Below are 25,933 nucleotides of genomic sequence, written 5' to 3'. Positions count from 1 at the left end.
GAGCATACTGAAGTATGTGACCAGGGACGAGCACTGCCCGGGGGCAAAATAGCGAGTAAGTTAGCCCGCTAGACGATCACAAGCGCATTGGCATGACTACGTATGCCGCTGCTGGGCTGGCAACGTCTTCGATTTGCACACTCGAAACCGAATCAGTCAGCAGCAAACGCACGTTCTCGCACTTCAGCGCATTGAGCACATCCAGCACGTAACTCACGTTAAAGCCGATCTCCAGTTCAGTGCCGCTATACGACACATCCAGCATCTCTTCCGCTTCTTCCTGTTCAGGGTTATTGGCGGTGATTTTGAGCTGATTCTCGGTGATATAGATGCGAACACCGCGGAATTTCTCATTGGAGAGAATCGCTGCACGGGCAAATGCTTGCTTCAGCAGATCGCAACCGGCTTCTAGCGCTTTATCCGGGTTCTTCGGCAATACGCGGCGATAATCCGGGAAACGGCCATCAACCAGCTTGGAGGTGAAGATAAAGTCACCGACGTGCGCACGAATATTGCTGCTACCAATTTGCACCTGCAGCGGGGTTTCGCCGCCATCAAGCAGACGCACCAGCTCAATCACACCTTTACGTGGCACGATCACCGAATGGTTAGGCAATGCCTGACCAATAGGCATAGAACACACCGCCAGGCGGTGTCCATCGGTGGCGACGGTGCGCAACTCTTCACCTTCGGTCTCAAACAGCATGCCGTTAAGGTAGTAACGCACATCCTGATGCGCCATCGAGAACTGAGTCGCTTCGATCAGACGCTTCAGCGTGGCCTGCGGCAAGGTGAACTCCACCTCGCTCTGCCAGTCATCCAGATTCGGGAAGTCCGTGGCGGGCAGCGTCGATAATGAAAAACGACTGCGGCCAGAACGCACCAGCATTCTGTCACCTTCCAGCGTCAGGCTGATTTCAGCGCCTTCCGGTAGGCCGCGGCAAATATCGAGGAATTTGCGGGCAGGAACGGTTGTCGCACCGGGCTCATGCGGCTGCGTCAAGGCAACGCGCGCCACCATTTCCATTTCCAAATCGGTGCCCGTCAGCCGCAGCGAACCTTCGCTGACCTGCAGCAGTAAGTTTCCGAGGATCGGCAAAGTTGGGCGTCCACCCAGCGGGCCACTCACCTGTTGCAGTGGTTTCAGCAACTGCTCACGTTCTACAATAAATTTCATATGCGTCAGGAAGATAGGGTTCGAATGAGGTTAGAAAAATCTTCTTTGATGTCGTGGCTCTCTTCGCGCAACTGCTCGATTTTGCGGCAGGCGTGGAGCACGGTGGTATGGTCGCGGCCACCAAACGCATCACCAATTTCCGGCAGACTATGGTTGGTTAGCTCTTTCGCCATTGCCATTGCCATCTGACGCGGACGTGCCACTGAGCGTGAACGACGCTTCGACAGCAAATCCGCCACTTTAATTTTGTAGTACTCGGCCACCGTCTTTTGAATATTGTCGATAGTGACAAGCTTTTCCTGCAACGCCAGCAGATCGCGTAGCGCTTCACGGACGAAATCAATCGTAATGGCGCGGCCGGTAAAATTGGCATTGGCGATGACGCGGTTCAGCGCCCCTTCCAACTCACGCACATTAGAACGCAGACGCTTAGCAATAAAGAAGGCGACTTCGCCCGGCAGGCGAATATCGTTTTCATCCGCTTTCTTCATCAGGATCGCCACGCGTGTTTCCAGCTCGGGCGGCTCGATCGCAACGGTTAAGCCCCAGCCAAAGCGCGATTTCAGACGATCTTCTACGCCATTGATCTCTTTCGGGTAGCGATCCGAGGTCAGAATGATCTGTTGGTTGCCTTCCAGCAGCGCATTAAAGGTATGGAAGAACTCTTCCTGCGAGCGCTCTTTATTGGCAAAGAACTGAATGTCATCGATCAACAGCGCATCGACGGAGCGGTAATAACGCTTAAACTCTTCAATCGCATTGTTTTGCAGCGCTTTTACCATGTCCTGCACAAAACGCTCGGAGTGCATGTAAACCACTTTAGCATTCGGCTTGCGCGCAATAATGCCATTGCCGACCGCATGCAGCAGGTGGGTTTTCCCCAAGCCGGTGCCACCATAAAGGAACAGCGGGTTGTAAGCGCCACCAGGATTATCCGCCACCTGACGGGCCGCCGCGCGTGCCAGCTGGTTAGATTTACCTTCAACGAAGTTGTCAAAGTTATGGCGGTTGTTCACATTGGAGCGGTAGGTCACGTCTGCGGGTGCAGGTACTGAATCCCAGCTCGGACGCAAAATTTGTGCAGGCGCAGGACGGTTTTCAACCGGCGCGGGCGTGCTGTAGCTTGCCATGGCAGGCTGGCTCGCGGCGACCTGCGCAGTCGGACGCGTACCCACTTCAAAACGCAACAACGGCACATTCGCACCGCAGAATTCATTCAGCAGCCCATTGATACTATTGAGATATTTATCCCGAACCCAGTCGAGTACAAACCGATTTGGTGCATACAAGGTCAGCGTATTGTCGTTCAATTCAGCCTGCAGCGGACGAATCCACATGCTGAATTCGGTGGCAGGAAGCTCATCCTGCAAACGGGCAAGACACTGTTGCCAAAGCGTAAGTGACACGGCGGACTCCACTCGTACAAAATCGATAAGAATTTCAGGCGCTAATAATAGAAACTGTCTTTTTTGACACAGGCGATCAGAAAGCGCCTGCGACCGCTATGCGCGGTAGTCATCCCCGGCGATCGCAGTTGAGGATCGTCAGCGGAAGGGCGGATCATAGCGCAAAGCGGCTCAGAGATCTTCCCTTTCTACACAGTTTTGATCCAATTTATCCACAGGCTGCCGAAGCGCTAATGAGTTTACGCTTTCTGCGGAAAAAGCGAGCGGAGATCTCGCTGAAAGAGGCAATTTTTCTGGTCGCCTCTCGTTTCCGCGCAATAAACCTGCAAATTGATCGCAAGAAGATCCTGCGCGATCCTTGCGCTTTGCCCTATAGGCCGTATAATTCCCCACCCGGCATTATTGCGTGAAGCCTTGATGCCCGGAATCAGCGGGCTGTATCTGGTTTCCAGGTGCCGCGAACTGCGAAGTAAATTGACTCTGGACTGTACAATTATTACAATCCCGCCTCTTTATTAAAGACACATTGAGGCGTCGGTCGATTTACTGGCCCGAAAACGCGTCACCCAGTGAAAATTTTCAAGTTTAGGTAGAAATCGCCATGAAACGCACTTTTCAACCGTCCGTACTGAAGCGCAACCGTTCACACGGTTTCCGTGCTCGTATGGCAACAAAAAATGGTCGTCAGGTTCTGGCACGTCGTCGTGCTAAAGGCCGTGCTCGTTTGACCGTTTCTAAGTAATAAAGCTAACCCTAGTGGTTAAGCTCGCATTTCCCAGGGAGTTACGTTTGTTAACTCCCACTCATTTCACTTTCGTCTTCCAGCAGCCACAAAGAGCCGGTACGCCGCAAATCACCATCCTCGGCCGCCTTAACTCGCTGGGGCATCCCCGCATCGGTCTAACCGTCGCCAAGAAGCATGTAAAACGCGCCCATGAACGCAACCGGATCAAGCGATTGACCCGCGAAAGCTTTCGTCTGCGTCAACATGAGCTGCCTGCGATGGATTTTGTCATCGTGGCGAAAAAGGGGATTGCTGACCTCGATAACCGTGCGTTAACGGAAGCGTTGGAGAAATTATGGCGTCGTCACTGTCGCCTGGCTCGCGGCTCCTGATCGCCCTGATACGCGTTTATCAACGCGCCATCAGCCCACTACTTGGACCTCATTGTCGGTTCCATCCCACCTGCTCGCAGTATGGGATTGAGGCATTACGTCGTTTCGGCGTCGTAAAAGGTAGTTGGTTGACGATAAAACGCGTATTAAAATGCCACCCTTTGAACCCGGGTGGTGACGATCCTGTGCCGCCAAAAACCTTTGATACCAGAGAACATTAACGATGGATTCGCAACGCAATCTCTTTCTCATCGCTTTTCTGTTCGTGTCTTTTATGATCTGGCAAGCATGGCAAACGGACCACAATCCGCAGCCACAGCAGACTCAGACCACGCAGAACACAAGCAGCGCAGCGGGTGATGCCGCCTCTTCCGGCGTGCCGGCTAGCGGTCAGGGCCAAACGATCACCGTTAAGACTGATGTCCTGTCACTCAGCATCAATACTCGCGGTGGCGATATTGAGCAGGCGCAGCTGCTGACCTACCCAGATAAATTGGGTTCAGACGCACCGTTCCAGCTGCTGGAAACCACCCCTGCCTTCATTTATCAGGCACAGAGTGGCTTAACCGGCCGTAACGGTCCGGACAACCCGAACAATGGCGCTCGCCCACTGTTCACCACCACTCAAGATCACTTCGAGATGGCCGACGGCCAGACCGAGCTGCGCGTGCCGCTGACCTGGACCGATGAAAAAGGCGTGGTTTATACCAAGACCTTCCTGTTCAAACGTGGCGATTTCGCGGTTAACGTTGACTACAACATCAATAACGCCACACAGCAGCCGCTGGAAGTGTCGATGTTTGGTCAGCTGAAGCAGACCATTGATCTGCCAAAACACCGTGACACCGGCAGCAACAACTTCGCACTGCACACCTTCCGTGGCGCGGCGTACTCGACCAGCGATGCGAAATACGAAAAATACAAATTCGATACCATCGCGGATAACGAGAACCTGAATACCACCACCAGCAATGGTTGGGTGGCCATGCTGCAGCAGTACTTCGCCACAGCATGGGTGCCGCGCACTCAGGGTAACAATACGCTGTACACCAGCAACCTCGGCAATGGCGTTGCAGCTATCGGTTATAAATCTGCACCGGTTACCGTAGCAGCTGGCGCACAGCAAGACCTCGGCGCGACCCTGTGGTTAGGCCCAGAAATCCAGGACAAAATGGCGGCTATCGCGCCTCACCTGGATCTGACCGTAGATTACGGCTGGTTGTGGTTCATCTCTCAGCCGCTGTTTAAACTGCTGAAGTTCATCCACAGCTTTATCGGTAACTGGGGCTTCTCCATTATCGTTATCACCTTCATCGTACGTGGCATCATGTACCCGCTGACCAAAGCGCAGTACACCTCCATGGCGAAGATGCGTATGCTGCAGCCGAAAATTCAGGCTATGCGCGAGCGTCTGGGTGATGACAAGCAGAAGCAGAGCCAGGAAATGATGGCGCTGTACAAAGCAGAGAAAGTGAACCCTCTGGGTGGCTGCTTGCCGCTGGTTATCCAGATGCCTATCTTCCTGGCCTTGTACTACATGCTGTCAGGTTCGATTGAACTGCGTCATGCACCGTTCATTCTGTGGATTCATGACCTGTCCGCACAGGATCCGTACTACATCCTGCCGGTCATCATGGGTATCACCATGTTCTTCATTCAGAAGATGTCACCGACCACCGTGACCGATCCGATGCAGCAGAAGATCATGACCTACATGCCGGTTATCTTTACCGTGTTCTTCCTGTGGTTCCCTGCGGGTCTGGTGCTGTACTACATCGTCAGTAACCTGGTCACCATCCTCCAGCAGCAGCTGATTTATCGCGGGCTGGAAAAACGTGGTCTACACAGCCGCGACAAGAAGAAAGCGTAACGTCTGACTGCAACAGCAGCAGCGTATACTCAAGGGGCGGCATTTATGTCGCCCTGTTTTTTTTCAAAATTTGTACCCTAAATAATTCGAGCTGCAGCACAAAAGCGTCGTGAGGCGCTTTTGAACAGCGCTTGCGCTGGCCCGCAGGGTGAGGCCAATGGCCGAATCACGCGGCAAGCGAGAGAATCCTCAGGAGCTTACTCAAGTAAGTGACTGAGGTGAACGAGCGCAGCCAACGCCGCTGTGGCTTGAAGTATGACGGGTAAGAGAGAGAATCATGAGCCACAGCGACACCATCGTTGCCCAGGCGACGCCTCCCGGTCGCGGCGGCGTCGGCATTCTGCGAATTTCCGGCGCCAAAGCCGCTGACGTCGCGCAAGCCGTGCTCGGCAAATTGCCGAAACCGCGCTATGCCGACTATCTGCCGTTCAATGATGCAGATGGCAGCGTGCTCGATCAGGGCATTGCGCTGTGGTTCCCTGGCCCGAACTCCTTTACCGGCGAAGATGTCCTGGAGTTACAAGGCCACGGTGGCCCGGTAATTCTTGATTTGCTGCTGAAACGTATTGTGGCGCTGCCAGGGTTGCGCATTGCTCAACCCGGTGAATTCTCTGAACGCGCCTTCCTGAACGACAAACTCGATCTGGCGCAGGCAGAAGCCATCGCCGACTTAATCGACGCCAGCTCAGAGCAGGCAGCACGTTCCGCCGTGAACTCACTTCAAGGTGCATTTTCACTGCGTATTAATGCGCTTGTGGAAGCACTCACTCACCTGCGCATCTACGTGGAAGCGGCTATCGATTTCCCCGATGAGGAGATCGACTTCCTGTCTGACGGTAAAATCGAAGCTCAGCTCAATGCGGTGATCGGCGATCTGGATGGCGTGCGTGCTGAAGCGCGTCAAGGCAGTTTGCTACGTGAAGGGATGAAAGTGGTGATTGCGGGTCGCCCTAACGCCGGTAAATCCAGCCTACTCAACGCCCTCGCCGGCCGTGAAGCCGCGATTGTCACGGATATCGCCGGCACCACACGTGATGTGCTGCGTGAGCACATTCACATTGACGGCATGCCGCTGCACATCATCGATACTGCTGGGCTGCGCGAAGCCAGTGATGAAGTTGAACGCATCGGTATTGAACGTGCGTGGCAAGAAATAGAGCAAGCTGACCGGGTGCTGTTTATGGTGGATGGCACCACCACTGACGCCACCGAAGCCGCCGCTATCTGGCCCGATTTCGTCGCGCGCTTACCGGCACAACTGCCGATTACCGTGGTGCGTAATAAAGCCGATATGACTGGCGAAGTGCTGGGCCTGACAGAAGTGAATGATCACTCACTGATTCGCCTCTCTGCGCGGACGGGTGAAGGTGTGGATGCATTGCGCGACCATCTGAAACAGAGCATGGGTTTCTCGGGCAATATGGAAGGTGGTTTCTTAGCACGCCGCCGCCACTTGCAGGCGTTAGAGTTAGCTGCCACTCACTTACTGCAGGGCAAAGACCAACTGCTCGGTGCATGGGCGGGTGAATTGTTGGCGGAAGAGTTGCGCCTGGCACAACAGGCATTGAGCGAAATCACCGGGGAGTTTACCTCCGACGACCTGCTCGGCAGGATTTTTTCCAGCTTCTGTATTGGTAAGTAAACTCTGCCATTCGGTCGCCAGGAATGGCGGCCCTACATCGGTATGCTTGATTCTGTAAAGTGCGCATTGATACACGCTGGGATCGTTGTAAACATGCATCTTTGTTATTTGGCTCCCCCTCTCCTTTGCAGTATAACGATCGCTGGCCCGTGCTAAAGCGCACCGGCCACATCGACTATTCATGCTAAAAGTCAGGCGCGACTGGCCGCCTGAACAGGAGAGACACATGAGTATACCGCTCGACAGCGTGGCGCTGAACGCGCTGTTCAATGACGCTCGCACGCACAGTTATTGGCAGGATAAACCTATTTCCTACGACGTGCTGCAGCAGCTCTATAGCCTGACCGCACTCGGCCCTACTTCAGCCAACTGCTCACCGGGACGTTTCGTGTTTGTCACTTCTCAGGAAGGCAAAGAAAAGCTGAAGCCCGCACTCTCTTCTGGCAACGTGGATAAAACCATGGCGGCACCGGCGACGGTGATTGTGGCGTGGGATCCAGAGTTTTATGAGGCATTGCCAAAACTCTTCCCACACGGCGATGCGCGTAGCTGGTTCACCAGCAGCCCAGATCTGGCCAAAGAAACCGCATTCCGCAACAGTAGCCTGCAAGCAGGCTATCTGATCCTGGCAGCACGCTCATTGGGCCTGGATGCCGGTCCGATGTCTGGCTTTGATCCGGCAAAAGTGAACGAAGCTTTCTTTAGCGAAAGCAAATGGCAGGTGAATTTACTGATTAACCTTGGCTACGGTGAAGCCAGCAAACTACACGCGCGTTTACCGCGTTTAGGCTTCGACGAAGCCAGCAAATTTGCCTGATACCAGGCCGCGCCGGAATCTCTTCCGGCGCAAATTATGTTTGCGCATCAATTTCTATTATTTCGTTCTTAGCACAAATTACCGCAGATCATGCCCTCCTTCCCAACCAATATCTAATGATTCACTGAAATAAATTATCCTTACCTTTTAATTATGCAGACAGTGAATAATACCGATGAAACTTACCATATGATTTTCATATGCTTTTTAATTTATTGATACTGAACAAAATAATATTATTAAATTCAAACTTAAGCCAAACGGCACATTCCGCTTATTTCATGTTAATGACAGCATTAAATTTCCATGCTTACAATAAATGACAAACAAACTGCCTGTGGCGTAAAGTCCTTGATTCAAACGCTATAGATTCGGCTGCATTCCTCTTATGATTCCGAGGGCTGAATACCTGATGACTGATCCACGTGAAATTGTTGAACTCAGCTATGCCATTCGCAAAATGGCGGATGCAAAAATCGAAGACATTAATGATATTAATCGGGAAACCACTATTCTGGCTCTCAATGCGTTGATTGAAGCCGCACGTGCAGGAGAAGCCGGTCGTGGCTTTGCCGTGGTGGCGAATCAGGTAAAACAGGTTTCCGCCAATATTGGTGATATTACCCAAAGCCTGACCAAAGAGTTATCAGGCTCGCTTTCGCAGCTGACCTCACTCGGCGATGTGATGATTCAGCAAATTCAGCGCCACGAAAGCCAGCGTAGTATCGATTTGGCACTCAATATGATCGATATTATCGACCGCAACCTCTATGAACGCTCTTGCGATGTGCGCTGGTGGGCCACTGATGCCGCCGTGGTTGATTGTGCACTGAACGGGGATGTTGATGCCTGCCGTCACGCGGCCGAACGGTTATCGGTGATTTTGGATAGCTATACGGTTTATCTCGATATTTGGATTACCGATGCGCAGGGCAATATTCTGGCCAACGGACGCGGCGATAGCTACAGGTTAAACCAGCAGAATGTTCGCCATCTAGACGCCTTCCGACAGGCCATGAAAACAGCCAGCGGTGCTGATTACGTCGCAGCAGACATCATGACACTGCCGCAGTTGCAAAATGCCGCTGTTGCGACGTACGGCACAGCAATCCGTGAAGGCGGTAACACTGAGGGACGCGTTTTAGGCACCTTGCTAATTTTCTTTGACTGGGCGCCGCAGGCTGCAGCCGTGGTGAACAATGTGCGCTTGAGCAAAGAAGAGTGGGCACGTTCGCGCTGTATGATCCTTGATTCAAAACATCGCGTCATCGCCAGTTCCGATCCACTCGTGCAGTCAGGAGAAGCTTACCGTTTGAATACGCAGGGTCAGCGTTCCGGCAGCTGGCAACCCGAGAACGGTCGTCAGGTGGCATTTGCCCTGACGCCCGGTTATGAGAGCTATCAGGGACTGGGTTGGTACGGCGTTATTGAGCAGCGAGAGGCTCAATTGCCCAAGCGATGAAAACCGCTATTGAAGTACACCATCGGCTCTGCGGCTTCGCCCGGTAAGGCGATACCGACAATACGCGCCAGCAGGACGCTGTGCGTATTCCACTCCACAACTTTTTCCAGCTGGCAGTCAAAGCTCACCAGCGCATCGGCCAATACCGGTGCGCCGGTATTTAGCGTGTGCCATTCACCGCTCTGAAAACGTTCTGCACGACGCGCAGACTGGCTAAACTGGGCGCATAACTCATCATGCTGCTCACGCAAGACGTTCACCGCAAAGTGGCCCGCGTTAACGAAAGCATCATGGCTGGTCGCGCTACGATTGACGCAGACCAGCAGGCTCGGTGGCTCGGCGGCCAGTGAGCTAACCGAGGTGGCAATCAGCCCCAGCTTTTCGCCCTGGAACTCAGTGGTCACCAATGAAACACCTGCTGTTAAGCGGCGCATACCATGACGAAATTCATCCAGAGAGATCGATTCCTGGCGAGTAAGTGAGGTTACTGACATAAGAAACTCCAACGTGCATGCAACTGCGATGGGCACGATTTCTTGAGGTGGATTGTTTGCGCACTTCGATGTGCTGTTTTGCTGCCCAAATCCTACACCACATCACGCTTCACGACACCCTTTCTGGGCATAATCCGCAAAAGCGTTATAAACAAAGTTGCAGAGTGGGATAAGACATCGCTTCGGCGTTATCTGAATTTTCTCACATTCAATGTTATGCCGGATGCAAACCCATGAGAAAATTCTTACAATAGACTTGATGATTATCTGACCATTTTCACGGAGCGACAGATGGCTAGTCATTTTGTACGTTGGATGGGAAATTCGCTGTTCTCTCCAGAGTCACCGCGAGTTTCACAGGATGTGATTAACAGCGCTGAGCGCTTCCCTGATAAGCGCCGCAGCCGTTTTCTTGCTGCGCGTGAGGTACTGGCGCAACTGATGCTGCGCGTCTACGGTATTCGTGAACTGCCGCCGCTCGTCACCACCAGCAGTGGACGCCCTTGTTTTGCCGATCCTAACCTCCCCGATTTCAGCATCGCTTATGCAGGCAATATGGTGGGCGTACTGCTGGCTGAAGAGGGTGGTCGTGCCGGATTGGATATGGAGATCGTGCGGGCCCATAGCCGTCAAACGCAGGATACGCTGACACAGGATCTCTCCTCTGGGGAGAAGGCTTGGATCAATGCACAGCAAGACTTTATGGAAGCCGTGACGCAAATATGGACGCTGCGTCAAAGCATTCTCAAACTCACAGGTGAGGCGAGCGGTATTGGCTCATTGCAGCTGCACCCCGCCGCTGGCCGTCTGCGTTCTAGCGTATTTCCTGATATTCAGGCGGTATGCGATGCTGAGCCTATGTTGGTGTGGTCTTGCGCCCTGTCACCCGGCACCGAACGCTTATGTCTGTGGGAAATTGATGCACAGCAACAGTGGCAGCCGCTGCGCGATGTCGAGATGAGTAAGCCGAATATCGGCCCACGTTCACTGCGGCTGACGAGCCTGGCCAGCGCACCACAGGAAATCGGGCACCTATAACAAAACAGGCCGCGATTGCGGCCTGTTCTTTTAGTGTGCGTCGATAAACGCGATTTTCAATACAAACAATAGCGCGACGATCACCACGCACGGGCTGATTTCGCGCCAGCGTCCTGTGCCGAGCTTCATCACGCAGTAAGAGATAAAGCCCAGCGCGATACCTTCGGTGATCGAGAAGCTAAATGGCATCATTGCCGCCGTGACAAACGCCGGAACCGCTTCGGTGAGATCGTCCCAGCGCACGCGCGACAGTGACGCCGTCATCAAGACCCCCACATAGATCAGCGCACCTGCTGCCGCATAGGAAGGCACCATCGCGGCCAGGGGTGACAGGAACATCACCAGCAGGAACAGAATCCCGGTGATTACCGCCATCAAGCCGGTACGGCCACCAATCGCCACGCCGGAAGAGCTTTCGATATACGCCGTCACTGAAGAGGTGCCGATCAGTGAACCGGTCACCGAGCTGATGCTATCGACATACAGCGCCTGCTTCATACGCGGGAAAGTGCCCTTCTCATCGGTTAATCCCGCTTTATCGGTGACGCCGATCAGTGTGCCGGAGGAGTCAAACAGGTTCACCAGCATAAAGGAGAAGATAACACCCGCCATGCCGATGTTAAATGCGCCTTTGATATCGACCTGGCCCACGACAGACGTCACGGCAGGCGGAGCGGCAAACACGCCACTGAACTTCACATCGCCAATCGCTAAACCGATCACGGTGGTGACCACAATCGATACCAGCACTGCCGCATGGATATTGCGTGAGGCCAGAATCGCAATGATGAAGAAGCCCAGTGCGCCAAGTAATACGCTATGCGAGGTGAGGTTACCCACCGTCACAATGGTATCGGCATTCGGTACAATGATACCGGCGTTCTTCAGCCCCATCATGGCGATAAACAGACCGATACCGGCAGTAATACCGACACGCAGACTCATCGGGATGTTAGCAATCATCCAATAACGGACGCGCAGCAGCGTAAGGATCAGCAGACCCAGCGCGCCCCAGAAAATCGCGCCCATCCCGACTTGCCACGAATACCCCATTGCGCCAACCACGACAAAGGCAAAGAAAGCATTCAAGCCCATTGCGGGTGCCAGCGCGACCGGCAGATTCGCCACCAGCCCCATCAGGATGCTGCCAAACGCCGCGATCAGGCAGGTGGTGACAAACACCGCTTGGGTATCCATGCCCGCCGCGCCCAGGATCTGTGGGTTTACAAAGACGATATACACCATCGTCAGGAAAGTCGTGAAACCGGCGATCACCTCAGTGCGCGCGGTTGTGCCGTGTTCCTGCAGCTTAAAAATGCGCTGCAACAAGCCCTGATTGTTCATTCAACTGTCCCGGAAAAAAATTTATCGCCGCGTATCCTATAGATTTTAGCGCAGTAAAACACTGATTATTCGCAAACGGTTGCCGGGGTCGCTTTCTGCGCTGAGTGCGATAGAGTGTCAGTTGGTTGTTTAACAAAAGGATGATGTGCGATGTCAGTTGAATGTGTGTTTTTCGATTGCGACGGTACGCTGGTCGACAGTGAAGTGATCTGTACGCAGTCTTACGTCAACACCTTTGCCCAATACGGTATTGAGCTTTCTTTGCAGCAGATGTTTGAGCAGTACAAAGGGGTAAAGCTTTATGACATCGTGCGGGATGTACTGGCACAGCATCAGAAAGAGGTGCCGTTAGACGAGTTCGAAACGGCGTATCGCGCTGATGTCGCCCGCCTGTTTGACCTCGACCTGAAGCCGATTGCCGGTGCCAAAGCGCTGGTTGAGAGCGTAAAAGTGCCGATGTGCGTAGTCTCGAACGGCACGGTGAAAAAGATGCAGCACTCACTGGGTTTAACCGGCATGCTGCCGTACCTCGATGGCCGACTGTACAGCGGTTACGACATCAACCACTGGAAGCCCGATCCCGAACTGATGTATCACGCGGCGGAGCAAATGCAGGTGTCGATTGAGAAGTGCATTCTGGTGGACGATTCCGAAGCGGGTGCACGCGCGGGTATCGCGGCAGGCATTCCGGTATTTTACTACTGTGCCGATGCGCACAATCCAGAGTTGGATCATCCGCTGGTGACGCGTTTTGATGATATGGCGCAACTGCCCGCACTGTGGCGCGCACGGGGTTGGGATCTGGTGTAAATGAAGAGGCCTGAGCATTAGGACCGGGTCGAAAAAGATATTATCCGAAACGACTGACCACAAAAGTATTTCCCATGTGGTCGGTCTTATCTGATACCTGTTTGATCAGACTGATCGAAGCCTGGCTGGTCAGTCTGAACGGCTACCTATGTGCCCGGTTATGCCTTTTGCATACTTAGCCAATCGCGCCCAGTGAATCCTCGTTGCTCTGCTTCTTCGGTAGCAGGAACAGCGTCGCAACGATATCCAGCAGATAAATCAGCGCCAGCAGCGTGATCGCCGCGGTGAACGAGATTTTCGCCGCCAGCAGGCCAATCACCAGTGGACCAAAGCCACCTACCCCGCGTCCAAGGTTGAACAACACGTTCTGCGCGGTTGCGCGTGCCTGTGGTGGGAAGGTGTCAGAGATCAACGCGCCGTAACCGCCAATCATGCCATTCACAAACATCCCCATGATCGCGCCGGTAAACAACATAACGGTAGGATCGCGCAGCTGCGCATACACCACCACCATCGCCACCGCGCCAAATTGGTACAGCAAGAAGATTTTCCAGCGGGCAAAGCGATCGGCCAGCACACCAAACAGCCAGATACCAAAGGTCATGCCCACCACGGTCACCGCTGTCCACAAGCCGGATTTGGTCAGGCTAAAACCAAAGCTGGATGAGAGGTAACTTGGCATCCAGATCATCAGACCGTAATAACCGAAATTCTGCACCGAGCAGAGAATAAAGATGCCCAAACTCGCTTTGCTGGTGGCGCGATCGGCAAACAGCAGTTTGATACGTGCGGCGAACGACAGCTGCGGTGTTTTTTCCACGTGACGCGTAAAGCCTTCCGGCTCGCCCATACTGCGGCGAATCACAAACGACACCAGCGCAGGCAGTAAGCCCACCAGGAACATGCCGCGCCAGCCAATCACGCTCAGCAATGGCGGCGTGATAAAGGCGGCCAGCAGTACACCGAGCTGCCAGCCAATGCCCACCCATGCCGATGCACGATTGCGCTTCTCTTTCGGCCAGGCTTCCGCAATCAGCGCCATGCCGATACCGAATTCACCGCCCAGCCCTACGCCTGCCAGCGTGCGATAGGCCAGCAAATCCCAGTACCCCTGCGCCACCGCGCACAGCCCGGTGAAGATGGAGAACATCAGAATGGTCACGGTGAGAATACGGATACGACCATAACGATCGCTGAGATGACCGAACACAATGCCGCCAATCACCGCGCCGATCAGCGTCCAGGTGACCAGAGAACCGGCCTGAGAGGGATCGAGCGCCAGCGAGACGCTGATCGCCGGTAACATAAAGCCCAGAATTAACAGATCGAAGCCGTCCATCGCGTAGCCACTAATGGCAGCAACCATCGCTCTCGCCGGCGTCACGGCGTTTTTTTTCGTTATTGGGGAAGACATTTAACAGCACCTGGCAGAAAAAAGTGCGCCAAGTATAAAGAGAGGGAATCGCGGAGACCAATCAGAAATGAAGATGGCTGCCTGTTTGCCACAGTGGCAACAGGCAGCCGAAACGGCAATTAAGAGGGTTTATTGCTGCCGTCGTCGCCTGACAGCAGCTCATCCAGCTTGTCGCCGCCAACGTGACGGAAATCCTGACCTTTAACGAAATAGAAGATAATTTCGCAGATGTTCTGGCAACGGTCACCGATACGCTCAATGGCGCGGGCACAGAACAATGCCGTCAGTACGCTTGGGATGGTGCGCGGATCTTCCATCATGTAGGTCATCAGCTGGCGCACGATGCCTTCGTACTCTTTGTCGACCTTCTTGTCTTCACGGTAGATCTTAATCGCTTCATTGAGATCCATACGCGCGAAGGCATCCAGCACGTCGTGCAGCATCTGCACGGTGTGATGGCCCAGTGACTCAAGGCTGACCAACAGCGGCAGGTGCTGCTGGCTGAACTTCTCCAGCGCCGTGCGGCTGATTTTCTCAGCAACGTCACCGATACGTTCCAGCTCAGAAATGGTCTTGATGATTGCCATCACCAGGCGCAGGTCACTGGCAGTAGGCTGGCGTTTGGCGATGATGCGCACACAGGCTTCATCAATCTCCACTTCCATCATGTTGACCTTCTGGTCACCGTCGATCACGCGACGTGCCAGCTCGCCGTCTTGGTTATGCATCGCGGTAATAGCGTCGGTGAGCTGCTGCTCTACCATGCCACCCATGATCATCACCTGAGTGCGAATGTGCTCCAGCTCCGCGTTGAACTGACCGGAGATGTGTTTATTCAGATTCAAATTGTCCATGTGCGTCTCCTGAATCAGCCGTAACGACCGGTGATGTAATCTTCGGTCTGCTTCTGCGCGGGCTTGGTAAACAGTGTATCGGTATCGCTGAATTCGATCAGCTCGCCCAGATACATGAAAGCGGTATGGTCAGAACAACGCGCGGCCTGCTGCATGTTGTGCGTCACGATCACCACGGTGTAATCCTGCTTCAGCTCGGTGATCAGCTCTTCGATACGACCGGTAGAGATCGGATCGAGTGCTGAGCATGGTTCATCCAGCAGCAGCACTTCCGGGCGAATCGCGATGCCGCGTGCGATGCACAGACGCTGCTGCTGACCGCCGGAGAGACTGTAACCGCTCTGATGCAGCTTGTCTTTGGTTTCATTCCACAGCGCCGCTTTGGTCAGCGCCCACTGCACACGCTCGTCCATATCGGCACGTGACAGCTTTTCAAACAGACGCACGCCAAAGGCGATGTTGTCATAAATCGACATCGGGAACGGCGTAGGCTTCTGGAACACCATGCCCACGCGTGCGCGCAGCAGAGCGATATCCTGATGGGAAGCCAGAATATTGTCGCCATCCAACAGAATGTCACCTTCAGCACGCTGCTCTGGATAGAGCGAGTACATTTTGTTGAAGGTGCGCAGCAGGGTGGATTTACCACAGCCTGATGGTCCGATGAAGGCGGTGACCTGGTTCTTCGCGATATCCAGGTTAATGTTCTTCAGAGCGTGAAACTTTCCGTAATAGAAGTTCAGATTGCGAACCTGAATTTTACCGGCAGAAGTCGTTGCCATACTCATTGCTCATCTCTCATGTGCAGCGCCGCCGAAGCCGCGCCGGGAAATTAATGTTTGCCCTTGGCGAAAACCACTCGCGCGACAATGTTCAGCAGCAGCACGCACAGGGTAATGATCAACACACCCGCCCATGCCAGGCTTTGCCACTCGGCAAATGGGCTCATGGCGAATTTGAAAATCGTCACCGGCAAGTTCGCGATCGGCTGCATCATGTCGGTACTCCAGAACTGGTTCGACAGCGCCGTAAACAGCAGCGGTGCGGTTTCGCCCGCGATACGCGCAACAGCCAGCAGCACACCGGTGATAATGCCGGATACCGAGGCTTTCAACGTGATGGCCGAAATCATCTTCCACTTCGGCGTACCCAGTGCATAAGCCGCTTCACGCATGCTGTCTGGCACCAGACGCAGCATGTTTTCCGAGGTACGAATCACGATAGGAATCTGCAACAGTGCCAGTGCTACCACACCTGCCAGGCCAGAGAAGTGCTGCATCTGTGCCACCACGATGGTGTAGACAAACAGGCCCACCACAATCGACGGTGCAGACAACAGAATGTCATTGATGAAGCGAATCACTTCAGCCAGCCAGTGCTTACGGCCATATTCGGCAAGATAGATACCGGCCATGATGCCCAGCGGCGTACCGATCACCGTTGACCACAGGATCAGTAACCCACTGCCCGCCAGGGCATTGGCTAAACCCCCGCCTGCGGTGTTTGGTGGCGGAGTTGATTCAGTGAACAGTGACCAGCTCAGACCATCAATACCTTTGGTGACGGTAGTGAACAGAATCCACACCAGCCAGAACAGGCCAAAGGCCATAGTCAGCATCGACAGCGTCAATGCCACTTTATTTTTAGCGCTGCGGCGTGCCTGCATTTTACGGCGCGAGGCTTCCAGCTCAGCACGAGCATGCATTTCGATAGCAGTCATGAACGGGCTCCTTCACTTTTCGCCAGACGAAGGATCATCAATTTGGAGATCGCCAGCACGATAAAGGTAATCACAAACAGGATCAGACCCAGTTCCATCAGTGCCGCCACGTGCACACCGGATTCGGCTTCAGCGAACTCGTTCGCCAGCGCGGAGGTGATACTGTTGCCCGGCATAAACAGCGAGGCGCTGTCGAGCTGGTAGGTGTTACCGATGATGAAGGTCACCGCCATGGTTTCACCCAGAGCACGACCCAGACCCAACATCACACCACCGATTACACCGTTTTTGGTGAACGGCAGCACGATGCGCCAGATCACTTCCCACGTGGTGCAACCAATACCGTAGGCGGACTCTTTCATCATCACCGGCGTCTGCTCAAATACATCACGCATGACCGACGCAATGTACGGAATGATCATGATGGCAAGGATCACGCCAGCGGCCAGAATACCGATACCGAATGCCGGGCCTGAGAACAGGGTGCCGACAATCGGAATGTTCGACATCACGTTGCCGACCGGCGTCTGGAAGTACTCGGCGAACAGCGGAGCAAAGATAAACAGGCCCCACATGCCATAAACGATACTCGGGATAGCGGCCAGCAGCTCAATCGCGGTACCCAGCGGGCGACGCAACCAGTTGGGTGCCAGCTCCGTCAGGAACAGCGCAATGCCAAAGCTCACCGGCACGGCGATGATCAGGGCAATGATGGAGGTGACGAGGGTGCCGTAAATCGGTACCAGCGCACCAAATTGTTCGTTTGGCGCATCCCAGGTTTTGGTCCATAAGAAGGAAAAACCAAATTTCTGGATGCTTGGCCATGAGGAGAAAATCAGGGAGACGATAATGCCACCCATCAACAACAACACGATAAGCGCAGAAAGTTTCACCAGCGCGCCGAAAATCATGTCGCCTTGTTTACCTGGGGCTTTGAACGTCGGCTTAGTGGCAGCCATAAGTTTCTCGGTTCTCAGAGGAAGTTCAGGGCGGCATACAATGCCGCCCATCGGGTTGGTCAGTCAGGGGAGACTGACCGGGTCATTCGCTTACTTGTAGAGCGCTTTGCCGGAGCTGTCTTTGATGTTCGCTTTCCAGGCAGTACGAATCTGGTTAGCAACGCTTTCTGGCAGCGCAGCGTAATCCAGTGCGGTTGCAGTTTTGCTGCCGCCTTTGTAAGCCCAATCGAAGAACTTCATCACTTCTGCACCTTTAGCTGCATCAGCCTGCTCTTTGTAGATCAGGATGAAAGTGGTAGAAGAGATTGGCCATGCATCAGCACCTTTCTGGAAGGTCAGGTCTTGAGCGAAAGATTTGCTCCAGTCTGCGCCTTTAGCAGAGTTTGAGAAGCTGGTTTCGCTTGGCGTCACTGGCTTACCATCTGCATCCATCAGTTTGGTGTAGGTCAGGTTGTTCTGCTTAGCGTACGCATATTCTACGTAACCAATTGAACCAGGCAGACGCTGCACGAAGGCTGCTACGCCGTCGTTACCTTTGCCGCCCAGACCGGTTGGCCAGTTAACGGTGTTGCCTTTACCAATTTTGCTGTTCCAGTCTGCGTTCACTTTAGACAGGTAGCTGGTGAACACGAAAGAGGTACCTGAACCATCTGCGCGGCGAACCACGTTGATGTTGGTGTCTGGCAGTTTCACGCCTGGGTTCAGTTTAGTGATCGCCGGGTCGTTCCACTTTTTGATGTTACCCAGGTAGATGTCGCCAACGGTTTTGCCGTCCAGCGTCAGTTCACCTGATTTAATACCTGGGATGTTAACGGCCAGTACCACGCCACCGATAACGGTAGGGAACTGGAACAGACCATTTTTATCCAGATCGGCATCACTTAACGGTGCATCAGACGCACCGAAATCGACGGTTTTAGCGATGATTTGCTTAACGCCGCCTGAAGAACCAATACCCTGATAGTTGATTTTGCTACCGGTGGCTTGCTGATACTCTGCTGCCCACTTGGCATAAACCGGTGCCGGGAATGTACCGCCAGCGCCAGTCAGGTCGGTTGCTGCGAAAGCAGATACCGCGCTTACTGCGAAGGTGGCGGCGAGGATTCGGGCTACGGTAGTACGCATCAGTGTCATGTTCCCTCCAGGGGATTTAAAAAAATCAGGCTCAATGCCTTTTTTAGTAGGAGTCAGTGATTGCTGCTGGAGGGAAAATAGGACAGTTTGATGACAGTGAAATGTACGAAATATGACAGTTATATGACACCGTCTAAAATACAAGCGGGCCCCTTGCAGACCCGCCCTTTTTACTGATTATTCAACGGTAACCGATTTCGCCAGGTTACGTGGCTGGTCAACATCAGTGCCTTTAATCAGCGCAACGTGATACGAAAGCAGCTGCAATGGCACGGTGTAGAAGATCGGGGCAATCACTTCCTCTACGTGCGGCAGAGAGATGATTTTCATGCCATCGCTGTCGGTGAAACCCGCATCCTGGTCGGCAAACACATACAGCAGACCGCCACGCGCGCGCACCTCTTCGATGTTGGATTTCAGCTTCTCCAGCAGCTCGTTATTCGGCGCGACGACGATGACCGGCATATCGGCATCAATCAGCGCCAGCGGGCCATGTTTGAGCTCTCCGGCTGCGTAGGCTTCAGCATGAATATAGGAGATCTCTTTCAGCTTCAGCGCGCCTTCCATCGCGATCGGATACTGATCGCCACGACCCAGGAACAGCGCATGATGCTTGTCAGAGAAACCTTCCGCCAGGCTTTCAATCACTTTGTCCTGCGCCAACATCTGCTCAATGCGGCTTGGCAATGCCTGAAGCGCATGTACAATCTCATGCTCTGTTTCCGGCTTCATACCGTGCAGACGGCCGAGTTTCGCCACCAGCATCAGCAACACCGCCAACTGGGTGGTGAAGGCTTTAGTGGAGGCCACTCCAATTTCGGTGCCGGCTTTGGTCATCAGCGCCAGATCGGATTCACGCACCAGCGAAGAACCGGCAACGTTACAGATGGCCAGCGAACCGAGATAACCCAGTTCTTTTGACAGACGCAGCGCGGCTAGCGTATCGGCGGTTTCACCCGATTGCGACAGGGTGATCAGCAGGCTGTTTTTACGCACGGCGGATTTGCGATAGCGGAATTCAGAGGCGATTTCCACATCGCAAGGAATGTTGGCCAGTGACTCAAACCAGTAGCGCGACACCATTCCGGAGTTATACGAGGTGCCGCAGGCGATAATCTGGATATGCTCAACTTTGCTCAGCAGCGCTTCGGCATTGGCACCCAACTCGCTGAGATCGATCTGCCCGTGATTAAAGCGACCGGTGATGGTGTTTTTAATCGCGTTCGGCTGCTCGTAGATCTCTTTCTGCATGTAGTGACGATAGGCACCTTTATCACCAGCATCGTACTGCGCGGTGGATTCGATTTCCGCGCGTTTGGCTGGCTTACCATCACGATCGATGATAGTGACTTCACGGCGCGTAATCTCCGCAATATCGCCCTCTTCCAGGTACATAAAGCGGCGGGTCACCGGCAGCAGTGCCAGTTGGTCAGAAGCGATAAAGTTTTCACCCACGCCACGGCCAATCACCAATGGGCTACCAGAACGGGCGGCCACCAGCACGGACGGATCGCGACTGTCCATGATCACCATGCCATAAGCACCACGCAGTTGCGGGATCACGCGCAGCACCACTTCGCGCAGCGTGCCCCCCTGCTTCTGCTCCCAGTGCACCAGGTGTGCCACCACTTCGGTGTCGGTTTCTGAAGCAAAGGTATAACCGCGCTCAATCATCTGCGCACGCAGTGGCTCATGGTTCTCAATGATGCCGTTGTGCACGATGATGATGTGCTCAGAGACATGCGGATGCGCATTGGCTTCTGATGGCTCACCATGAGTTGCCCAACGCGTATGAGCGATACCGGTGCCACCAATCAGCGGCTGCTGTTCTGCCGCTTCGGCCAGATTTGCCACTTTCCCCAGACGACGCAGGCGCGTCATATGGCCCTGCGCGTCAACCACTGCCAGACCGGCAGAGTCATAACCGCGATACTCAAGACGACGCAGACCTTCCAGCAGAATTTCTGCGATGTCACGCTGCGCTACTGCACCAACAATTCCACACATAATAGTTTCCTGACTTCATGGCTTTCGGCCATTGCGTTGTCATCTGACCTGATTTTCCCCGAGCCTTGTAGAGAGTGGGGGATCTACCCTTCATACTTCAAATTTCAGGTGCGTTGGCTACGTGCATTCACCTCAGTCACTTACTTCAGTAAGCTCCTGAGGATTCATGCACTTGCCGCCTTCCTGAAACTCGAATTATTTCGGGTAGCTTTTTCTCACGAGCTGATCTTTGCCAGCCCTTAAAATTTGTTTATTTCTTCTTAACCGGACGCTGCCAGCCAGACTTCTGATTTTGTTCTTTACGGTTATAGACCAGATCGTCAGCCAGCACGTCTTTCATGACCGTGGTGCCTGCTGCAATAGTGGCACCCGCCGCGACCGTAACCGGCGCGACCAGTTGTGTATCGGAGCCAACAAACACGTTGTCGCCGATAATGGTCTTCGATTTATTCGCGCCATCGTAGTTACAGGTAATGGTGCCTGCACCGATGTTCACGCCCGCGCCAATTTCCGCGTCACCGAGATAAGAAAGATGACCGGCCTTAGAGCCTTTGCCCAAAGTGGCTTTTTTCATCTCAACGAAATTGCCGACGTGTGCCTCTTCCGCCAACTCGCTGCCAGGGCGCAGACGCGCGAACGGGCCTACGGTGCAGGCAGCGGCTAAGGAGGCATCTTCGATGACTGAATAAGGGCTGATTTCGCAATCATCGCCAATCACGCTGTTTTTGATGATGCACCCAGCGCCTATTTTAACGCGGTTGCCCAATGTCACCGTGCCTTCAATGATAACGTTGGTATCGATCTCGACGTCACGCCCATGTTGCAACGTACCGCGCAGGTCGAAGCGAGCAGGATCGCGCAGCATGACACCCGCCAGCAGCAGTTGTTCTGCCCGCTCGCTCTGATAGGCGCGCTCAAGCGTGGTCAGCTGCAGACGATTGTTCACGCCATCGGTTTCGCTGATACGGGCTGGATGCACCGCATTGATCACGCGGCCTTCATGATGCGCCATGGCAATGATATCGGTGATATAGAATTCACCCTGCGCATTGTTGTTATTCAGCTGTGCTAACCAGCGTTTTAAGTCCCCGCCGTTAGCAATCAGAATGCCGGTGTTGATCTCAGGGATTTTCAGCTGTTCTGCTGAGGCATCTTTTTGCTCAACAATGCCCGTCACCGTGCCGTTTTCACGCACAATGCGCCCATAACCGGTTGGATTATCCAGCACCACCGTCAGCAAACCGATGCCGCCCTCGGGTTTGGCATCACGCAGGCGTTGCAATGTCGGTTGGGAGATCAGCGGTACGTCGCCGTACAGCATCAAAATATCTTCGTCATCAGCAAAGAAAGGTGCCGCCTGCTGCATCGCATGGCCCGTTCCCAGCTGTTCAGCCTGCAATACCCAGTTAAGGGTGTTATGTGCCAGCTTCTCTTTAAGCAGATCGCCGCCGTGGCCATAGACCAGATGCAACTGCTGGGCACCGAGGCCGGTCGCGGCATCGATCACATGCTGAACCATCGGTTTGCCTGCCAGGGTATGCAGAACTTTCGGCAGATCGGAATACATTCGGGTGCCTTTGCCAGCGGCCAGGATCACCACACTCATCGCGCTTGTAGACATAACTATCCAGACTCAATTTAACTTTCGAAAGTGTAAGGTTTACCCCTGAGATTACTACATTTTTCTCGGGACGAAATTAGCGGATAAAGATGAAAGGATGATCGGGGATAAAACCAGTTCCGGCCTGGACATCACACGATGCATTTTGCCGATGCAATCGGTCGGCTGAGCACGACAACATCGCACTCACCCAAAGCGGGGCGATTTATCGCGCGCAAAAAAAATGCCAACCCAATGGGCTGGCATTTCGTGACGCATAAAGCCTGATTACATCGCTTTCTTGGTCAGCTCGATTACACGCAGTTTCGCGATAGCTTTCGCCAGCTCCGCAGAGGCCTGAGCATAGTCCACGTCACCGTGGCTGCTGTTCATGTGCTCTTCTGCTTTGCGTTTCGCTTCCAGCGCGCGCGCTTCGTCGAGGTCTTCACCGCGGATCGCAGTGTCGGCCAGAACGGTAGTGCTACCCGGCTGTACTTCCAGCACGCCGCCAGAGAGGTAAATATACTCCTCTTCGCCGTGCTGTTTAACGATGCGAATCATACCAGGCTTGATGGCTGTCAGCAGCGGGGCGTGGCCAGGGTAAATACCCAGCTCACCTTCGCTACCTGACACCTGGATACGCTCAACCAGACCGGAGAACATTTGTTGCTCCGCGCTGACAACGTCCAGATGATAAGTCATAGCCATACTATTCCTCCTGGGAAACCGTTATTACAGTTTCTTCGCTTTTTCTACAGCTTCTTCGATAGCGCCGACCATGTAGAACGCCTGCTCTGGCAGGTGGTCGAATTCGCCTTCCATGATGCCTTTGAAGCCACGAATCGTGTCTTTCAGGGTCACGTACTTACCTGGAGAACCAGTGAAGACTTCAGCAACGAAGAACGGCTGAGACAGGAAGCGCTGAATCTTACGCGCACGTGCCACCAACAGTTTGTCTTCTTCAGACAGCTCGTCCATACCGAGGATGGCGATGATGTCTTTCAGCTCCTGGTAACGCTGCAGCAGAGACTGCACGCCACGCGCAACGTCATAGTGCTCCTGACCCACGATCAGTGGATCCAGCTGACGGCTGGTTGAATCCAGCGGGTCAACAGCTGGGTAGATACCCAGAGAGGCGATCTGACGGCTCAGCGTAACGGTTGAGTCCAAGTGAGCAAAGGTGGTTGCTGGTGACGGGTCAGTCAAGTCATCCGCAGGGACGTAAACGGCCTGAACAGAGGTGATTGAACCGGTCTTGGTGGAGGTAATACGCTCCTGCAACACACCCATCTCTTCTGCCAGCGTTGGCTGGTAGCCTACCGCAGATGGCATACGACCCAGCAGTGCTGATACTTCAGTACCGGCCAGGGTGTAACGGTAGATGTTGTCGATGAACAGCAGAACGTCACGGCCTTCATCACGGAATTTTTCCGCCATGGTCAGACCGGTCAGTGCTACGCGCAGACGGTTACCCGGCGGCTCGTTCATCTGGCCATACACCAGCGCTACTTTATCGATAACGTTGGAGTCAGTCATTTCGTGGTAGAAGTCGTTACCCTCACGAGTACGCTCACCCACACCGGCAAATACCGAGTAACCTGAGTGCTCAGCCGCAATGTTACGGATCAGCTCCATCATGTTTACGGTTTTACCTACACCCGCACCACCGAACAGACCGACTTTACCGCCCTTAGCGAACGGACACATCAGGTCGATAACCTTGATGCCGGTTTCCAGCAGCTCTTGCGAGTTAGACTGATCTTCATAAGAAGGCGCAGCACGGTGAATAGAGGAAACCTCTACGGTGGTGCCGTCATCATTCTGCAGGTCGCCTTTCATGTCGATTGGTTCGCCCAATACGTTCATGATACGGCCGAGGGTTGCTTTACCAACCGGTACCTGGATCGGTTTTTTCAGGTCGGTAACTTGCAGACCGCGCTTCAGGCCATCAGAAGTACCCATGGCGATGGTACGAACCACGCCACCACCCAGCTGCTGCTGAACTTCCAGCACCAGACGAGCGTCACCATTTTGAACCTCAAGCGCGCTATATACCTGCGGTACCGCGTCCTGAGGGAATTCGACGTCAACTACGGCGCCGATAATCTGGACAATCTTTCCAGCTGCCATCTTGAATCCTCTACCTAATACGAGAATATCCGGCCGCGCTCGCGCGACAGGATATATGCCTGGTTAAACCGCGGAGGCTCCCGAGACGATCTCGGTAAGTTCCTGGGTGATGCTGGCCTGACGAGCTTTGTTGTAAACCAACTGCAGCTCTTTGATCAGGTTTCCGCCGTTATCGGTTGCAGCTTTCATTGCCACCATACGTGCAGCCTGCTCACTGGCCAGGTTTTCCACCACACCCTGATAAACCTGCGATTCGACATAACGGCGCAGCAGGGTATCCAGCAGCGCTTTCGGATCGGGTTCGTACAGGTAATCCCAGGTCTTCGCCTTCATCTCTTCTTCACCTTCCGCTGGCGGTAACGGCAGCAGTTGGGTAATGGTCGGAGTCTGAGACATGGTGTTATTAAACTTGTTGCTGACGATATACAGCTTGTCGATGCGGCCTTCATCATAGGCCTGCAACATCACTTTTACTGGGCCGATAAGATCAGACAGTGCAGGCTTGTCGCCCATACCAGTGACCTGTGCCACAATGTTGCCACCGACAGAGCCGAAGAATGAATTGCCTTTAGAACCGATAACGGCCAGATCGCTCTGTACACCTTTATCAGCCCAGCCTTTCATATCTGCCAGCAATTTTTTGAACAGGTTAATGTTCAAACCACCACAAAGCCCGCGGTCAGTCGAAACGACCAGGTAGCCGACGCGCTTAACGTCACGCTCATCCAGGTAAGGGTGCTTGTATTCCAGATTACCGAGAGCAAGGTGACCAATCACTTTGCGCATGGTATCTGCATACGGACGGCTGGCCGCCATGCGTTCCTGCGTTTTACGCATTTTGGAGGCGGCGACCATTTCCATCGCTTTGGTGATCTTCTGCGTATTTTTTACGCTTCCAATCTTGGTACGTATTTCTTTTGCACCGGCCATTAGCTTCTC

Annotated in this window: 25 protein-coding genes; 10 read left to right on the top strand and 15 right to left on the bottom strand. The window is 53.8% G+C overall.

What is annotated here, in order from left to right; translation table 11 throughout:
- Positions 1-76 precede the first annotated feature (76 nt).
- Positions 77-1,177, bottom strand: a complete 1,101-nt coding sequence (dnaN, locus tag F3J38_RS19180; RefSeq protein ID WP_084932845.1) for a DNA polymerase III subunit beta — start codon at positions 1,175-1,177, stop codon at positions 77-79.
- 5 nt (positions 1,178-1,182) lie between these two features.
- Positions 1,183-2,583, bottom strand: coding sequence for a chromosomal replication initiator protein DnaA (gene dnaA, locus F3J38_RS19175; RefSeq protein WP_167141005.1), 1,401 nt, complete (start codon positions 2,581-2,583; stop codon positions 1,183-1,185).
- A 233-nt stretch (positions 2,584-2,816) separates the two neighbouring features.
- Between dnaA and F3J38_RS19170 the strand changes: the two genes are divergently transcribed.
- From F3J38_RS19170 to F3J38_RS19135, 8 genes are all read left to right on the top strand, one after another.
- The gene (locus F3J38_RS19170; RefSeq protein ID WP_167141004.1) at positions 2,817-2,993 is read left to right on the top strand and encodes a hypothetical protein; all 177 of its coding nucleotides are present in this window, start codon (positions 2,817-2,819) and stop codon (positions 2,991-2,993) included.
- A 191-nt stretch (positions 2,994-3,184) separates the two neighbouring features.
- Complete coding sequence (gene rpmH / locus F3J38_RS19165; RefSeq protein ID WP_000831330.1) at positions 3,185-3,325, top strand: 50S ribosomal protein L34; 141 nt, start codon at positions 3,185-3,187, stop codon at positions 3,323-3,325.
- Between the two features lie 14 nt (positions 3,326-3,339).
- Positions 3,340-3,699: a ribonuclease P protein component gene (rnpA, locus tag F3J38_RS19160; RefSeq protein ID WP_034830013.1), complete on the top strand. Its 360-nt coding sequence runs from the start codon at positions 3,340-3,342 to the stop codon at positions 3,697-3,699.
- Entirely contained in the window at positions 3,663-3,920 is a 258-nt protein-coding gene (gene yidD / locus F3J38_RS19155; RefSeq protein ID WP_007893564.1) for a membrane protein insertion efficiency factor YidD, read from the top strand. The genes rnpA and yidD overlap by 37 nt, the downstream gene beginning before the upstream one ends.
- A gap of 2 nt (positions 3,921-3,922) precedes the next feature.
- Positions 3,923-5,569 (top strand): membrane protein insertase YidC, encoded by a 1,647-nt coding sequence (gene yidC / locus F3J38_RS19150; protein ID WP_167141003.1) that lies wholly within the window; start codon positions 3,923-3,925, stop codon positions 5,567-5,569.
- 277 nt (positions 5,570-5,846) lie between these two features.
- On the top strand, positions 5,847-7,211 hold the full coding sequence (gene mnmE / locus F3J38_RS19145; protein WP_167141002.1) for a tRNA uridine-5-carboxymethylaminomethyl(34) synthesis GTPase MnmE: 1,365 nt from the start codon (positions 5,847-5,849) through the stop codon (positions 7,209-7,211).
- 226 nt (positions 7,212-7,437) lie between these two features.
- The gene (locus F3J38_RS19140) at positions 7,438-8,028 is read left to right on the top strand and encodes a malonic semialdehyde reductase (protein ID WP_167141001.1); all 591 of its coding nucleotides are present in this window, start codon (positions 7,438-7,440) and stop codon (positions 8,026-8,028) included.
- Positions 8,029-8,440: 412 nt separating this feature from the next.
- Positions 8,441-9,490, top strand: coding sequence for a methyl-accepting chemotaxis protein (locus tag F3J38_RS19135; RefSeq protein WP_167141000.1), 1,050 nt, complete (start codon positions 8,441-8,443; stop codon positions 9,488-9,490).
- Here F3J38_RS19135 and F3J38_RS19130 read toward each other — a convergent pair.
- The gene (locus F3J38_RS19130; protein ID WP_167140998.1) at positions 9,472-9,984 is read right to left on the bottom strand and encodes a flavin reductase family protein; all 513 of its coding nucleotides are present in this window, start codon (positions 9,982-9,984) and stop codon (positions 9,472-9,474) included. The genes F3J38_RS19135 and F3J38_RS19130 overlap by 19 nt on opposite strands.
- Before the next feature lie 291 nt (positions 9,985-10,275).
- On the opposite strand from F3J38_RS19130, the gene F3J38_RS19125 reads away from it, so the two are divergent.
- Positions 10,276-11,022: a 4'-phosphopantetheinyl transferase family protein gene (locus F3J38_RS19125; protein ID WP_167140997.1), complete on the top strand. Its 747-nt coding sequence runs from the start codon at positions 10,276-10,278 to the stop codon at positions 11,020-11,022.
- 30 nt (positions 11,023-11,052) lie between these two features.
- Here the strand turns inward: F3J38_RS19125 and F3J38_RS19120 are convergent, their stop codons facing one another.
- A complete protein-coding gene (locus F3J38_RS19120) occupies positions 11,053-12,366 on the bottom strand; it encodes an NCS2 family permease (RefSeq protein WP_167140995.1) in 1,314 nt (437 codons plus the stop codon).
- Positions 12,367-12,516: 150 nt separating this feature from the next.
- Here F3J38_RS19120 and yieH point away from each other — a divergent pair, with 150 nt between their 5' ends.
- Positions 12,517-13,176, top strand: coding sequence for a 6-phosphogluconate phosphatase (gene yieH, locus F3J38_RS19115; protein WP_167140993.1), 660 nt, complete (start codon positions 12,517-12,519; stop codon positions 13,174-13,176).
- A 175-nt stretch (positions 13,177-13,351) separates the two neighbouring features.
- Here yieH and F3J38_RS19110 read toward each other — a convergent pair whose 3' ends face one another.
- From F3J38_RS19110 to atpG, 11 genes are all read right to left on the bottom strand, one after another.
- A complete protein-coding gene (locus F3J38_RS19110) occupies positions 13,352-14,590 on the bottom strand; it encodes an MFS transporter (protein WP_167140991.1) in 1,239 nt (412 codons plus the stop codon).
- A 119-nt stretch (positions 14,591-14,709) separates the two neighbouring features.
- The gene (gene phoU / locus F3J38_RS19105) at positions 14,710-15,444 is read right to left on the bottom strand and encodes a phosphate signaling complex protein PhoU (RefSeq protein WP_167140989.1); all 735 of its coding nucleotides are present in this window, start codon (positions 15,442-15,444) and stop codon (positions 14,710-14,712) included.
- A 14-nt stretch (positions 15,445-15,458) separates the two neighbouring features.
- Entirely contained in the window at positions 15,459-16,232 is a 774-nt protein-coding gene (gene pstB / locus F3J38_RS19100) for a phosphate ABC transporter ATP-binding protein PstB (protein ID WP_034830029.1), read from the bottom strand.
- Positions 16,233-16,276: 44 nt separating this feature from the next.
- Positions 16,277-17,164, bottom strand: a complete 888-nt coding sequence (pstA, locus tag F3J38_RS19095; protein ID WP_167140987.1) for a phosphate ABC transporter permease PstA — start codon at positions 17,162-17,164, stop codon at positions 16,277-16,279.
- Positions 17,161-18,123, bottom strand: coding sequence for a phosphate ABC transporter permease PstC (gene pstC, locus F3J38_RS19090; protein WP_038643966.1), 963 nt, complete (start codon positions 18,121-18,123; stop codon positions 17,161-17,163). Before pstC ends, pstA begins: the two co-directional genes overlap by 4 nt.
- Positions 18,124-18,213: 90 nt before the next feature.
- On the bottom strand, positions 18,214-19,257 hold the full coding sequence (gene pstS / locus F3J38_RS19085) for a phosphate ABC transporter substrate-binding protein PstS (RefSeq protein ID WP_167140985.1): 1,044 nt from the start codon (positions 19,255-19,257) through the stop codon (positions 18,214-18,216).
- Positions 19,258-19,434: 177 nt separating this feature from the next.
- Positions 19,435-21,264: a glutamine--fructose-6-phosphate transaminase (isomerizing) gene (gene glmS / locus F3J38_RS19080; RefSeq protein WP_167140983.1), complete on the bottom strand. Its 1,830-nt coding sequence runs from the start codon at positions 21,262-21,264 to the stop codon at positions 19,435-19,437.
- 250 nt (positions 21,265-21,514) lie between these two features.
- Positions 21,515-22,885, bottom strand: coding sequence for a bifunctional UDP-N-acetylglucosamine diphosphorylase/glucosamine-1-phosphate N-acetyltransferase GlmU (gene glmU, locus F3J38_RS19075; RefSeq protein ID WP_167140981.1), 1,371 nt, complete (start codon positions 22,883-22,885; stop codon positions 21,515-21,517).
- Positions 22,886-23,152: 267 nt separating this feature from the next.
- Positions 23,153-23,572, bottom strand: coding sequence for a F0F1 ATP synthase subunit epsilon (locus F3J38_RS19070; RefSeq protein ID WP_034830038.1), 420 nt, complete (start codon positions 23,570-23,572; stop codon positions 23,153-23,155).
- Between the two features lie 24 nt (positions 23,573-23,596).
- Positions 23,597-24,994, bottom strand: a complete 1,398-nt coding sequence (atpD, locus tag F3J38_RS19065; protein ID WP_034830039.1) for a F0F1 ATP synthase subunit beta — start codon at positions 24,992-24,994, stop codon at positions 23,597-23,599.
- Between the two features lie 63 nt (positions 24,995-25,057).
- The gene (gene atpG, locus F3J38_RS19060) at positions 25,058-25,924 is read right to left on the bottom strand and encodes a F0F1 ATP synthase subunit gamma (RefSeq protein WP_034830040.1); all 867 of its coding nucleotides are present in this window, start codon (positions 25,922-25,924) and stop codon (positions 25,058-25,060) included.
- Positions 25,925-25,933: the final 9 nt, after the last annotated feature.

Origin of the sequence: Candidatus Pantoea formicae (assembly GCF_011752625.1) — a bacterium.
GTDB lineage: Bacteria > Pseudomonadota > Gammaproteobacteria > Enterobacterales > Enterobacteriaceae > Pantoea > Pantoea formicae.
The sequence above is the reverse complement of the archived record's forward strand: the minus strand, read 5'-3'. Positions and strand labels throughout refer to the sequence as shown.